Source organism: Antribacter gilvus (assembly GCF_003946865.1).
Taxonomy (GTDB): Bacteria; Actinomycetota; Actinomycetes; order Actinomycetales; family Cellulomonadaceae; genus Antribacter; species Antribacter gilvus.
On the sequence record NZ_QXTH01000001.1, the window covers coordinates 348,652 to 362,547 of the forward strand.

Sequence of the window (13,896 nt, forward strand, 5' to 3'; positions counted from 1 at the left end):
TCACGTCAGCGCCGCGACCCACTTCGCGACGGCCTGCGCGACGTCGTCGTCCCGGCCGCGGAGGTCGTGGGCGCCGGGCAGGTGCACGGTGGTCACCGGGCCCGGGATCGCGGCGGTGTGCCGGGCCAGCTCCTCGGGCGTGCCGAACGGGTCCGTGGTGCCGGAGACGAGGAGCACCGGTACCTGAAGCTGGGGGAAGTGCTCGACGCGCAGCTTCTCCGGCCTGCCCGGCGGGTGCAGCGGGTAGCTGAGCAGGACGAGCCCCGCGGCGGGCAGCCCCTCCGCCACCGCGAGCGAGCACATGCGCCCGCCGTAGGACCTGCCGCCGAGGAGCAGCCGGCCCGGCTCGACGCCCAGCTCGGCGGCCCAGGCGCCCACCTGTTCCCCGAGGTGGGCCACCGCCACCGGTGCGCGGTCCGGCATCCGCTTCCCCGCGATCCGGTACGGGAAGTCGAGGCGGAGCGTCGGGACCGCCGGATCGAGGGCGGCCACCGCGTCCTCGACCGCGACGAGGGTGTGGTGGTCGCGCCCGGCCCCGGCGCCCGGCGTCAGCACCAGTCCTGCGGGGCGGGCTCGCTCGGGGCCGGTCATGCTCCCAGTCTTGCCGAGCCGCGCGGCTACTGCCCCCGGACCCGGGCGATCAGCAGCCAGCCGCCGGCGGACACGAGGAGCCCGCTGAAGAGGACGGCGATCCACCCGAGACCCGCGGCTATGGGGTCGTCGTCGGCAGGGACCGGAGGCGGCGGGTTCTTGTCGGCGTGCGCGCCCGCGAGCGGCGACTTCAGGCTGGGCGACGGGGAGGCCGACGGCGTGGCGCTGGGCGTAGGCGTGTCCGACGGGGTCGGGCTCGGGGTGTCCGACGGCGCGGGGCTGGGTGCCGGCGCGGGCTTGGGGGCGGCCTTGGTAGGGGCTGGTGCGGGAGCAGGCGGCTCAGGGGCCGGCGGCGCCGGCGGAGCGGGCGCAGGGGCGGGCGGGGCGGGCGTCGGGGTGGGCTGCGACTCTTCCTTCTCGGGCTTGAAGCACTTGGCGTGCTGGGCCCACCCCTGCCACGACCCGGCGTCCTCGACCCACACGTTCGTGACGCAGTATCCGTCGGGATAGTCGGACTTTGCCTCGTCGAAGGCGACGAACATCTCGTTGCGCCCGCTGCCGGGGACCGAGTCCCGGTAGTTCGCGAGCCAGTTGAAGTTGCTGTCGAACACCGTGTACGTGATGTCCACCCGCTGGTTGTCCGAGACGAACCGAACGCCGTCGGCGGTGACCTCAAGGATCCGGTCCTCGGCCGCCGCGGGCGCAGCCGGCAGGGCGACGGCGAGCACGCTCGCGAGCAGCGCGGCGCTCACGGTCGACCACCGGCGCAGACGGCCGACCGGTCGGGCGGACAGACGTGCGACCTGCGGCGACGGCGCGACGGATCGCTTCACGATTCCTCCGGTGGTGCGGCCGGCGGCCGGCCGGCGGGGTGGCTCGAGACGGGCGGCCCAGGGCCGGACCGCGGTGGCCAGATCCTACCGGCGGCCTGCCGCGACATGGTTCGCCCGAGCACCCTGCGGGATCGATATCACCCTTCGGAGCGCACGACGGTCACCGGGCAGTGCGCGTACTCGAGCGCCTGCCGGCTGGTGGACCCGAGCAGCAGACGGTCGAAGCCGCCGAGCCCGCGGTTGCCGACGACGAGCCGCTCCGCTCCACGCGACGCCTCCACGAGGCTGCCGGTGGCGGGGCCGTGGACCACACGGCGCAGGACGCGGTCCGCCGGGAGGTCGAGCCCGGCCTGGGCCACGGCTGCGTCGAGCGCGCCGGCCGCGAACCGCTCGTACTCGTCCAGCGGCGGCGCCCAGCCCCAGGACCCGGGGAGCGGCGCCAGCGTCGTGATCTGCCAGGCGAACACGGCGTCGAGGACGCCGCCGAGACGGCTCGCGACCTCCGCGCCGTGCCGCAGCGCCGCGATGCTCGGCTCCGACGTGTCGATGCCCACGACGACCCGCGGCGCGCCGGCCTCGGCCGCCGGGGAGTCCTCCGCGGTGCCCCCCGGCTCTGCGCTCCCCGACTCCAGGGCGACCCCCGCCCCGGGCGAGATCTCCCCCGAAGGCGAGCGACCGGCGTCGGGCACCTCGGTGCGGCGCACGACCGTGACCGGGCTGGTGGCGCTCTCCACGATCGCCGACGAGGTGGAACCGAGGACGAGGCGCCCGACGCGCCCGAGGCTGCGCCGTCCGAGGACCAGCATGTCTGCGCCCTCCTGGGCGGTCAGCAGGGTCTCGGTCGCGGGGCCCTCGACGAGCTGGATCTGCGCCGCGACGTCGACTCCCGTGCGCGCCAGCGCCAGGTCGAGCTGCGTCAGGCACTCGTCGTGCTTGCGCTCGGAGGCCTGCTCGAACTGGGCCGGCTCGGTGGCACGCGAGCCGGGCTTCCAGGCCATGACCGCGGTCAGGGGAACCCCCCGGGAAGCGGCCTCCCGAAGGGCCCAGTCCAGCGCCTGGTCCGACTCGGCCGAACCGTTCACACCGACGACGATGCCGTGCATGTGCTCCACCTGCCTTCTGCTCCGGGGCGAGCCCGCGACGCTCTGCGAGGGCCTCCTGCCGCATCGTAGGCGTGGTCAGGGTCGACGACGTGCGCCGCCCGGTCTCCCTGCCCCGCCGGGTTCAGAATCGCGGCCCGTCGTCGCCGTGCAGCAGGTTCCGGATGGGCCGCGTCACCACGTCCACCCGGTCCACGAGGTCGGCGGGCCCGGTCACGACGAGGGCCCGGTCGGCCGCCGAGGTGTAGAGGGCCGTGACGTCGCGGACGGTGACGCGCAGGCACTGCTGCGCCGCGCCGTCGACGACGAACTCCCGCGACTCGCACGGCACCTCGTCCACCTCGGCGACGATGGCGCGCATGGCGCTGCGGTAGTCCTGGTACGCCTCGGCGAAGTCGGCAGGGTCGGGTGTGTCCGTGTCCACGTCGGCGTGCAGGGGGGCGGCGAGCGCGCCGCTGCACGCGGCGCGCACGATGTCCTCGACCTGCGCCTCCGTGGCCGGGACGCGGAGCGTCTCGACCTCCAGCGCCTCGCCCGAGAACGTGCGATAGGCGCGCAGGAAACGCTCCTCGGTGGGGTCCTGGCCGTCGGAGACGCCCGTGACCGTCTCCTCCTCGAGGTCGAGGCCCCACGTGAGCGGGTCGTGGACCTCTCCGACGACTCCGGAGAAACGAGCGAAGCGCGCGACGATCTGCTCCCAGGACTCGGGGGACTCCTCCGGCATGCCACCTCCCCGGGTGCCGATGGGCACGGACGCTCCGTGCGAGCGCCCGTTCGGGTCTTGCACGAGCCTGCCTTGTGCAGCGCCTACGGTCAACGACCGGCGCGCGGATTGTCACGCCCCTGGCGAACAAGGGCATGACTCGGCCCATGGGCACGTTGGGAGCGCATAGAGTCGATGCGGTCAGGCCTGGTACGCCGGATACAGATGCCGGTGAAGGTAACGCCGCTCGTGAGGGAGCAGCACATGTTCGAGAGATTTACGGATCGAGCCCGTCGGGTCGTCGTCCTCGCCCAAGAAGAGGCGCGGATGCTCAACCACAACTACATCGGTACCGAGCACATCCTCCTCGGCCTCATCCACGAGGGCGAGGGCGTGGCCGCCAAGGCCCTGGAGTCGCTCGGCATCTCGCTGGACGGCGTGCGTACCCAGGTCACCGAGATCATCGGTGAGGGTCAGCAGGCGCCCAGCGGCCATATCCCGTTCACGCCGCGCGCCAAGAAGGTGCTGGAGCTGTCGCTCCGCGAGGCGCTGCAGCTGGGGCACAACTACATCGGTACCGAGCACATCCTGCTCGGCCTCATCCGCGAGGGTGAGGGCGTGGCCGCCCAGGTGCTCACCAAGATGGGCGCGGACCTGAACAAGGTGCGTCAGCAGGTCATCCAGCTCCTGTCCGGATACCAGGGCAAGGAGCCGGTCGCCACGGGCGGTCCCCAGGAGGGTCAGCCCGCGGGCTCGGCCGTGCTCGACCAGTTCGGCCGGAACCTCACCCAGGCCGCCCGCGAAGGCAAGCTCGACCCCGTCATCGGTCGCACGCAGGAGATCGAGCGGGTCATGCAGGTGCTGTCGCGCCGCACCAAGAACAACCCGGTGCTGATCGGCGAGCCCGGCGTCGGCAAGACGGCCGTGGTGGAGGGCCTGGCACAGGACATCGTGCGCGGGGATGTTCCCGAGACGCTCAAGGACAAGCAGCTCTACACGCTGGACCTCGGCGCCCTCGTGGCCGGCTCCCGCTACCGCGGTGACTTCGAGGAGCGCCTCAAGAAGGTGCTCAAGGAGATCCGCACCCGCGGCGACATCATCCTGTTCATCGACGAGATCCACACCCTCGTCGGGGCAGGCGCTGCCGAGGGCGCGATCGACGCGGCGTCGATCCTCAAGCCGATGCTGGCTCGTGGCGAGCTGCAGACCATCGGCGCCACCACGCTCGACGAGTACCGCAAGTACGTCGAGAAGGACCCGGCCCTGGAGCGTCGCTTCCAGCCGATCCAGGTGGCCGAGCCGTCGCTCGAGCACGCCATCGAGATCCTCAAGGGCCTGCGCGACCGCTACGAGGCGCACCACCGCGTGTCCATCACGGACACCGCGCTGGTCTCCGCGGCCACGCTCGCCGACCGGTACATCAACGACCGGTTCCTCCCGGACAAGGCGATCGACCTGATCGACGAGGCCGGTGCGCGCCTGCGGATCCGTCGTATGACGGCGCCGCCGGAGCTCAAGGTCCTGGACGAGCGCATCGCCGAGGCGCGGCGCGAGAAGGAGTCCGCGATCGACGAGCAGGACTTCGAGAAGGCCGCCGGCCTGCGTGACAAGGAGAAGCAGCTCACGCAGCTCCGGGCCGACAAGGAGAAGGCCTGGAAGTCGGGCGACCTCGACTCCGTCGCCGAGGTGGACGAGGAGCTCATCGCCGAGGTGCTGGCGATGTCCACGGGCATCCCGGTCATCAAGCTCACCGAGGAGGAGTCCTCGCGGCTGCTCCACATGGAGGACGAGCTGCACAAGCGCGTCGTCGGTCAGGAGACCGCCATCAAGGCGCTCTCGCAGGCCATCCGCCGTACGCGGGCCGGCCTCAAGGACCCGAAGCGCCCCGGTGGGTCGTTCATCTTCGCGGGCCCCACGGGTGTCGGCAAGACCGAGCTGGCCAAGGCGCTCGCCGAGTTCCTCTTCGGGGACGAGAACGCGCTGATCCAGCTCGACATGTCGGAGTTCTCGGAGAAGCACACGGTCTCGCGGCTGTTCGGCTCGCCTCCTGGCTACGTCGGCTACGACGAGGGCGGTCAGCTCACCGAGAAGGTGCGGCGCAAGCCGTTCTCCGTGGTCCTGTTCGACGAGGTGGAGAAGGCCCACGCGGACATCTTCAACTCGCTGCTCCAGGTCCTCGAGGACGGTCGCCTGACCGACTCGCAGGGCCGGGTGGTCGACTTCAAGAACACCGTCATCATCATGACCACGAACCTCGGCACCCGGGACATCGCCAAGGGCCTCCAGACCGGCTTCAACGCCGGCGGCGACCTGGTGACGTCGTACGAGCGCATGAAGGCGAAGGTCAACGACGAGCTCAAGCAGCACTTCCGGCCTGAGTTCCTCAACCGGGTCGACGACACGGTGGTCTTCCCGCAGCTGTCCCAGGACGAGATCATCCAGATCGTCGACCTGGAGATCGCGAAGCTGGACAAGCGTCTCCGCGACAAGGACATGGGCATCGAGCTCACGACCGCCGCGAAGAAGCTGCTCGCCGAGAAGGGCTACGACCCGGTCCTCGGTGCGCGCCCCCTCAAGCGGGCGATCCAGCGCGAGATCGAGGACGTGCTGAGCGAGAAGATCCTGTTCGGCGACCTGAAGCCGGGTCAGCTGGTCGTGATCGACGGCGAGGGCGAGGGCATCCTCGGCGAGTTCAAGATCAAGGGCGTGCCGAAGCCGGACTACGGCCACGCGGTCGAGCCGCAGTCGGTCCCGGCCGGCGCCGGTCTCGCGCCGCGCGACGCCCCGCCCACGGGCGAGATGGCCGCGGGCGCGTAGCCGGCAGCCGGGGCCCCCTGGGTGCCCGACGACGAAAGGGGTCACCTCCCGTACGGGAGGTGACCCCTTTCGTTCTCGGCACTCCCGAAACGATTCGGCGGGTGGCACCATGGCCGCATGGCTTCAGCGAAGAGCATCCTGTTCATCGGCGGCAGCGGCATCATCAGCGCGGCGAGCGTGGCCCGGGCGGTGCGGCTCGGGCACCGCGTGACGGTGTTGAACCGCGGCCGCTCCACGACCCGTCCGCTACCCGGCGAGGTGGAGACCCTCACCGCCGACGCGAGCGACGGCGACGCGGTGGCCGCGGCCCTGGGCGACCGCGAGTTCGACGTGGTGGCCCAGTTCCGGGCGTTCACCCCCGACCACGTGGCGCGCGACGTGGCGCAGTTCTCCGGGCGGACCGGCCAGTACGTGTTCATCTCGTCGGCGTCCGCGTACCAGACGCCGCCGGCGAGGCTGCCGGTGACTGAGTCGACGCCGCTGCACAACCCCTTCTGGCAGTATTCGCGCGACAAGATCGCCTGCGAGGACCTGCTGGTGCGGGAGCTGCGGGAGAACGGCTTCCCGGCCACGATCGTGCGGCCGTCGCACACGTACGACCGCACCCTGCTGCCCACCACGGGCGCGTGGACCGACGTGGCGCGGATGCGGGCGGGCAGGCCGGTCGTCGTGCACGGCGACGGCAGCTCGCTGTGGACGCTCACGCACACCGACGACTTCGCCGTCGGCTTCGTGGGGCTCCTGGGCAACCCCTTCGCGGTGGGCGACATGTTCCACGTCACGGGCACCCATGCGCCCACGTGGGACCAGATCTACCGGTGGCTCGGGGCGGCTGCGGGCGTGCCGGAGCCCGAGCTGGTGCACGTGGCGTCGGAGACGATCGCGCGCGTGCTGCCCGAGGTCGGCCCCGGCCTGCTGGGCGACAAGGCGCACTCCATGGTGTTCGACGCCGCCAAGGTGAAGGCGCTCGTGCCCGAGTTCGGGACCACCATCACGTACGACCAGGGTGCGGTGGAGCAGATCGAGTGGTTCGACGCGCACCCGGGGGCGCAGGTGGCCGACCCGGAGCTCGACGCGGCGTTCGACCGCCTGGTGGCCCACGCGCGAGCCCTCTGACGCCGCGACTCCCGCCGGCCTACCTCCGCACGGGGGCGGCCGGCGGGGCCGTCGACTCCCGGACCACCAGCTCGGTCGCGAGCGACAGCCGCCGCACCTGCGGCTCGCGGCCGCGCACGAGGTCGAGGAGGATCCGCGTGGCGGCGGACCCCATCTCGGACAAGGGCTGCCGCACGGTCGTGAGGGCGGGCCCCACCCAGCTCACCAGGGGAAGGTCGTCGTACCCCACGACGGAGACATCCTGAGGGACCCGCAGACCCAGCTCGCGGGCGGCGCGGAGCACCCCGAGGGCCTGCATGTCGGACCCGGCGAAGATCGCGGTGGGCCGGTCCGGCCCCGAGAGCAGGTCGTACCCGTGCTCGAACCCCGCCTCGACGTAGAAGTTGCCGCTCCGGACGAGCGACGGGTCGAAGGGGACGCGCGCCTCCTCGTGGGCGGAGCGTGCGCCGTCGACCCGTGCCCGGCTGCAGAGCATGTCCTCCGGGCCGGTGATGACGGCGATCCGCCGGTGCCCCAGCCCCAGCAGGTGGCGCACGGCGACGAGGCCGCCGTTCCAGTTGTCCGAGCCGACGGCGGCGACGTCCGCGGGCGGCTCCCCGTCGGTGTCGATGACGACATAGGGGATGGCACGACGGTCGAGCAGCTGGTGCTGCGCCGGCGTGAGGTTGGCGGCCACGAGCAGGACGCCGAGCGGCGGACGCGCGATCGTCGTGTCGAGCCACGTCTGCGGCGGGCGGTGCTTCCCCCCGAGCTCGGAGAGGATCACGCTGATCCGGGCCTCGGCCGCCGCGGCCTCCACGCCGCGGATGATCTCCATCGACCACGCGGAGCCGAGCCGGTGGAACACGAGGTCGACCAGGCCGGTGCCCTCGGGCACCACTCCTGACCGGCGCCGCCGGTACTGGTGGCGCTCGAGGGCCTCCTCGACGCGCTCCCGCGTGCGGGCCGCCACGTCGTTGCGCCCGTTGAGCACCTTCGAGACGGTGGGCACGGACACCCCGAGCTCGCGGGCGATCTCGGCGATGGTCGCGGAGCGGGTGACCGGCGAGGCCACGCCCGGCAGTGCCAGTCCCGCCGCACGCTGCGGCGTCACCTCCGTGCCCTGGTCAGGGACGGGATCTGCGGCAGCACTGGCCTCGGTCATGGTTGGTCACCCTTCGCAACTTTCGTCACAGCGTACGCCTCCGGCGGCGGCGCACAGGTACTGATCCTCGATCAAATTATGGGGCCAACCCGGACCGATATCGTTTTGTAACCCCCAACAAGCCGACCTCGTCTTGACGCTCCCGTACCCGGACCCTACTGTCCCGGTTAATAGATATCGGTTTCGAAGCCGATAGTTTCGAGATCTTCACGACGTCGTGGAGGCCGATCCCGCATCGCTGCGGGGGCCGCACGAGGTCGTGGCGGGAAGGACAATCGATGGCAAGGGGAACACCCTCGCCGCCCGAGGCGGAGGTTGCGCCGGGCGACGAGCCGGCTGCGCAGCCCGTGGTCGCCCAGCCGGTGACCGCCCGCGCAGGGCAGCGCCCTGACGGCCGGAGCACCTGGTCTCTCGCCCTGCGCCGGGACTGGCGGCTCTACACGTTCCTGCTGGTGCCGGTCCTGTGGCTGGTGATCTTCCGGTACGTACCGATGCTCGGCAACGTGATCGCGTTCCGCCGGTTCCGCCCGGGCGGTTCCGTCTTCGGTGACGAGTGGGTCGGCCTGCGGTACGTCCAGATGTTCCTGGAGGACCCCACCTTCTGGCGGGTGTTCACGAACACGGTCATCCTCGGCGGGCTCACCCTGCTGGTCGTCTTCCCGCTCCCGATCCTGCTCGCGCTCATGCTCAACGAGCTGCGGTCCCGCCGGTTCAAGAAGGCGGTGCAGACGATCACGTACCTGCCGCACTTCATGTCGGTCGTGATCGTGGTGGGCTTCGTCTTCCAGCTCACGTCCCTCAACGGCACCGTGAACCAGGTGCTGGAGTCGCTGGGCCTCGAGCCGGTCGCCTTCGTCCAGCGGGCGGAGTGGTTCCGCACCATCTACGTGTCGTCCGAGGTGTGGCAGACGGTCGGCTTCGGCACGATCCTCTACCTCGCGGCGCTCACCACGATCGACGACCAGCTCTACGAGGCGGCCCGTATCGACGGCGCCAACCGCTGGCAGCAGACCTGGCACATCACGCTGCCCGGCATGCGGCCCACGATCGTGGTGCTGCTCATCCTCAACATCGGCACGTTCCTGGCCGTCGGTTTCGAGAAGGTCCTGCTGATGTACAACCCGCTGACCTACTCGACGGCGGACGTCATCTCCACCTACCTGTACCGCGTCGGCCTCACGAGCGGCAGCTTCTCCTACGCGGCCGCGATCGGCCTGTTCGAGGCGCTCATCGGCCTCGTCCTCGTCCTGTCGGCCAACGCCGTCTCGAAGCGTCTGGTTGGAGCCTCGCTGTGGTGACCACGAACCCCGTCCCCGACATCAGTGCCGTCCGGGCCGTCACGACGACGATCAAGGACACGCCGGCGTACACGATCTTCCGGGTCGTCAACGCTGTGGTGCTCGTGACGATCTGCTTCGTCACGCTCTACCCGTTCGTCAACCTGGTCGCCAAGGCGTTCAGCTCGCAGGGCTACATCCTGGCCGGCGAGGTGAACCTCTGGCCGAGAGGGTTCAACCTGACGACGTTCGACTGGGTGTTCCACGACGAGCGGTTCTGGACCAACTACGGCAACACCGTGGTCTACACCGTCGTGGCGACCGCGATCTCCATGGTGATCACCACCACGTTCGCGTACGCCCTCTCGAAGCGGCACCTCAAGGGCCGGGCGTTCTTCGTCGGCATGCTCGTCGTGACGATGTTCTTCAACGGCGGCCTCATCCCGAACTACCTGCTCATCTCCGAGCTGGGGTGGAAGAACACCATCTGGGCCATCGTGGTCCCGAACGCGATCAGCGCCTTCAACCTCCTCGTCATGAAGTCCTTCTTCGAGAACTTCCCGGCCGAGCTGGAGGAGGCCGCGGCCATCGACGGTCTCACCACCTACGGGATCTTCCTGCGCGTCGTGCTGCCGCTGTCGAAGGCCGTCGTCGCCACGATGATCCTCTTCTACGCCGTGAGCTTCTGGAACTCCTGGTTCCCGGCCTTCCTGTACCTCAGCGACCCAGACCTGCAGCCAGTGACCCTCTACCTGCGCAACCTGCTCGCGGCGGCCTCGGGCGCCGGGCAGGAGTCCGGTATGGAGGCCGTCCAGATCGGGGCGAACCTGCAGGCGGTGGCGATGCTGCTCACCGTCATCCCGATCATCGCCATCTACCCCTTCGTCCAGAAGTACTTCGTGACGGGCGTGATGCTCGGCTCCGTCAAGGGCTGAGCGCCACGCCGCCCGGAGGCATCCGCCGCCGGGCACGACATCCCGTTCCACTGACGTCCAGAACGACGACGTTCACCACACCGGAGGAAGAACAATGAGGATCACCCGAACCAGGGCCGTCGCGGGCTTCGCGGCGACCGCCCTGATGCTCACGCTGACGGCGTGCAGCACAGGCGGCACCGAGGAAGAGACCGAGGCGGGCGCCATCGACCTGGCCTCGCAGGTGGGCTACATGGAGGACTACGCGGCCGGCGAGACCTTCGTCGCGAGCGAGCCGGTGCAGTTCAGCCTGCTGTACCGCGACCACCCGAACTACCCGTTCAAGGCCGACTGGTCGATCGTCAAGCACCTCGAGGAGGACAACAACGTCACCTTCGAGTTCGAGAACGTGCCGCTGGCGGACCTCGCCCAGAAGCGCGCGGTGCTGATCAACTCGGGCGACGCCCCGGAGATCATGCCCGTCACCTACCCCGGCGACGAGGTGCAGTTCATCGGTGGTGGCGCCCTGCTGCCGATCTCGGACTACCTCGAGTACATGCCGAACCTGCAGCAGAAGATCGAGGACTGGGACCTCCAGGAGGAGTTCGACGCCCAGAAGCAGGCCGACGGCAAGTTCTACATGATCCCGGGCATCCACGAGGCGGCCAAGCCCCAGTACTCGATCGCGATCCGCCAGGACCTCTGGGACAAGGCGGACCTCGACCACCCGAAGACCTACGAGGAGTTCGCGGAGCAGCTCGCGGTCATCAAGGAGCAGAACCCCGACCTCGCCTACCCGATGACCGACCGCTGGTCGATCAACGGCCCGATCGAGGCCACCCTCCAGACCGCAGGCCCGAACTTCGGCACCGTCGCCGGCTGGGGCTACGGCCTCGGCCTGCAGTGGAACGCCGACGAGGAGACCTACGTCTACGCCGGTGCGTCCGACGAGTACAAGTCGCTCGTCGAGTACTTCAACGGGCTGGTGACCGACGGCCTCCTCGACCCCGAGGCGGTCACGCAGGAGGACGAGCAGGCCACGGCCAAGATCGGCTCCGGCCAGGTCGCTGCCATCGCCACCAACGACCAGGTCATCAACGAGTACCGGGCCGCCCTCGAGGAGTCGGGTGTCGAGGGTGCCGTCCTCAAGCAGATCGTGGTCCCCGGCGGTCCCGCCGGCGACTTCATCTCCGGCGGCACGCGCCGCGAGTCCGGCCTGATGTTCTCGGCCGAGGTCGCCGAGTCGGACCACCTCCTGGCGATGCTGCAGTACGTCGACTGGATGTACTACTCGGACGAGGGCCTGGAGTTCGCCAAGTGGGGCGTCGAGGGCGAGACCTTCACGCGTGAGGGCGACAAGCGCGTCCTCCTCGACGACATCAAGTGGGGCAGCCTCGGCGACCCCGACGCGCCGAAGCTGCTCAACGCCGATTTCGGCTACTACAACGGCGTGTGGAGCATCGCCCACGGCTCGACCGCCGAGCTCGACAAGTCCATGCTGAGCGACGAGGTCGTGGAGTTCATCGACGGCATGAACGCCGTCAAGGAGGAGCTCCCGATCCCGCCGACGGTGGCCTACTCCGAGGTCGACCAGGAGATGGCGGGCCTGCAGCAGACGGCCCTCCAGGACATCGTGTCCCAGAACACGGCCAAGTTCATCCTGGGTGACCGCCCGATGTCCGAGTGGGACGCCTACGTGGCGGAGCTCGAGGGCGCCGGCATGCAGGAGTACGTGGACCGCGCCAACGCGGCAGCCGGCCTGGCCGGCTGACCCACCTCCGGGCGTGGGACAGGGTGCCCCCCTGTCCCACGCCCGGGCTGTCTCACCATCGTCTCGACCGAGGAGCCCCGCCCCGTGCGCACCGTCGTGCCCGCCCACCCCACCAGCACCTTGAGCGACGCCTGGCGTTCCTGTGTCGGCACGGGCCGTTTCAACCTCGCCCTGCGCAAGGACTACCAGGACTCCCTGGCGCTGGTGCAGCGCGAGATCGGGTTCCGCTACATCCGCGGCCACGGACTCCTCTCCGACGACGTGGGCGTGCACCGTCCGTACGACAAGGCCGGCCACCGCGGCACCCGCTACGCCTTCACCTACGTGGACCAGGTGGTGGACGCCTACCTGAGCCTCGGCATCAAGCCGTTCCTGGAGCTGGGGTTCATGCCGTCCGGCCTGGCCTCGGGCGACCAGACGGTCTTCTGGTGGAAGGGCAACGTGACTCCGCCGCGGGACCACACCGAGTGGGCGGACCTTGTCCGCGCCGTGCTCACCCACCTCGTCGACAGGTACGGCCTCGAGGAGGTCCGCACGTGGCCGGTCGAGGTGTGGAACGAGCCGAACCTCACCCACTTCTGGGCCGGTGCGGACCAGAAGGAGTACCTGCGCCTGTACGAGGCGTCGGCTCTGGCGGTCAAGGACGTGGACGCGTCGCTCCAGGTGGGCGGCCCTTCCCTGTCCCCCGGTGCGGACGACTGGTGGGAGCCGTTCGTCGAGTTCGTCACCGCCCGCGACCTCCCCGTCGACTTCGTCTCCTGTCATGCCTACACGTCCGGGCCCGCGGAGCACGTCCCGTTCGGCGTCTACCAGACGCTCATGCCGGCGCAGTCGCTCCTGGACCAGTTCGCCACGCCGCGGCGTCTGCTCGCGGGCACCCGGCTCGAAGGCGTGCCCGTGCACATCACGGAGTTCAACACGAGCTACCGGCCCGACAACCCCGTGCACGACACCGCCTACAACGCCGCCTACCTCGCGCCCGTCCTCGCGGGTGGTGGCGCCCACGTCGACTCGTTCTCCTACTGGACGTTCTGCGACGTCTTCGAGGAGGAGAACGTCCCCACGACGCTGTTCCACGGTGGTTTCGGCATGCTCACGCACCGCCAGGTGCGCAAGCCCACCTTCCACCTCTACGCCTTCATGGCGCGGATGGGCCCCGACGTGCTCGCCCGCGGCGACGACCACCTCGTCACCCGCGACCCGGCCTCCGGCCGCGTGACGATCCTGGCCTGGCAGCCCGTGGGCGGCACGGACGACCCGGCCGAGCCGGAGTCGCACACGCTCGCGCTGAGCGTCCCGGTGGCCTCGCCTGTGCCCGACGGCGTGGGCTCGCCCCGGGCCTTCGTCCTGCGTTCCGACGTGGACGAGACCGCGGGCAACTCCTGGGCCGCGTGGCGCGAGATGGGGCGGCCGGCGTCGCCGTCGTCCCGCCAGCTCGACACGCTGCACGAGGCGTCCGAGCCGGCGCGCCGGGCGTCGTCCCTGCCGGTCGTGGACGGGCGCATCGAGCTCGACCTGACCATCGGCCGCCACGGCGTGACGCTCCTCGAGATCGACCTCGTCCGTGACGAGACGCCCCCATGGACGGACGACAGCCGTATCGTGGGCCGCGGCCCGACCCGGCCCTAGA

11 protein-coding genes are annotated in these 13,896 nt (G+C 70.4%); 6 read left to right on the forward strand and 5 right to left on the reverse strand.

What is annotated here, in order from left to right; translation table 11 throughout:
• From D1350_RS01515 to D1350_RS01530, 4 genes are all read right to left on the reverse strand, one after another.
• Positions 1-591, reverse strand: coding sequence for an alpha/beta hydrolase family protein (locus D1350_RS01515; RefSeq protein WP_125773151.1), 591 nt, complete (start codon positions 589-591; stop codon positions 1-3).
• 26 nt (positions 592-617) lie between these two features.
• Positions 618-1,424 (reverse strand): hypothetical protein, encoded by an 807-nt coding sequence (locus D1350_RS23535; protein ID WP_164544990.1) that lies wholly within the window; start codon positions 1,422-1,424, stop codon positions 618-620.
• 137 nt (positions 1,425-1,561) lie between these two features.
• Positions 1,562-2,527, reverse strand: coding sequence for a universal stress protein (locus tag D1350_RS01525; protein WP_125773940.1), 966 nt, complete (start codon positions 2,525-2,527; stop codon positions 1,562-1,564).
• 121 nt (positions 2,528-2,648) lie between these two features.
• Positions 2,649-3,275 (reverse strand): hypothetical protein, encoded by a 627-nt coding sequence (locus tag D1350_RS01530; RefSeq protein ID WP_240643812.1) that lies wholly within the window; start codon positions 3,273-3,275, stop codon positions 2,649-2,651.
• 216 nt (positions 3,276-3,491) lie between these two features.
• Here D1350_RS01530 and D1350_RS01535 point away from each other — a divergent pair, with 216 nt between their 5' ends.
• A complete protein-coding gene (locus D1350_RS01535) occupies positions 3,492-6,044 on the forward strand; it encodes an ATP-dependent Clp protease ATP-binding subunit (RefSeq protein WP_125773155.1) in 2,553 nt (850 codons plus the stop codon).
• Between the two features lie 117 nt (positions 6,045-6,161).
• A complete protein-coding gene (locus D1350_RS01540) occupies positions 6,162-7,160 on the forward strand; it encodes an NAD-dependent epimerase/dehydratase family protein (protein WP_125773157.1) in 999 nt (332 codons plus the stop codon).
• 19 nt (positions 7,161-7,179) lie between these two features.
• On the opposite strand, the gene D1350_RS01545 is transcribed toward D1350_RS01540, so the two are convergent.
• Positions 7,180-8,304: a LacI family DNA-binding transcriptional regulator gene (locus tag D1350_RS01545; RefSeq protein ID WP_125773159.1), complete on the reverse strand. Its 1,125-nt coding sequence runs from the start codon at positions 8,302-8,304 to the stop codon at positions 7,180-7,182.
• Positions 8,305-8,582: 278 nt separating this feature from the next.
• On the opposite strand from D1350_RS01545, the gene D1350_RS01550 reads away from it, so the two are divergent.
• From D1350_RS01550 to D1350_RS01565, 4 genes are all read left to right on the forward strand, one after another.
• A complete protein-coding gene (locus tag D1350_RS01550; RefSeq protein WP_125773161.1) occupies positions 8,583-9,602 on the forward strand; it encodes an ABC transporter permease in 1,020 nt (339 codons plus the stop codon).
• A complete protein-coding gene (locus D1350_RS01555) occupies positions 9,596-10,516 on the forward strand; it encodes a carbohydrate ABC transporter permease (RefSeq protein WP_125773163.1) in 921 nt (306 codons plus the stop codon). The genes D1350_RS01550 and D1350_RS01555 overlap by 7 nt, the downstream gene beginning before the upstream one ends.
• A gap of 94 nt (positions 10,517-10,610) precedes the next feature.
• Positions 10,611-12,266 carry an ABC transporter substrate-binding protein gene (locus D1350_RS01560; RefSeq protein ID WP_125773165.1) on the forward strand — a complete coding sequence of 552 codons (1,656 nt, stop codon included), beginning with the start codon at positions 10,611-10,613 and terminating at the stop codon, positions 12,264-12,266.
• Positions 12,267-12,350: 84 nt separating this feature from the next.
• Complete coding sequence (locus tag D1350_RS01565; protein ID WP_125773168.1) at positions 12,351-13,895, forward strand: GH39 family glycosyl hydrolase; 1,545 nt, start codon at positions 12,351-12,353, stop codon at positions 13,893-13,895.
• Position 13,896: the final 1 nt, after the last annotated feature.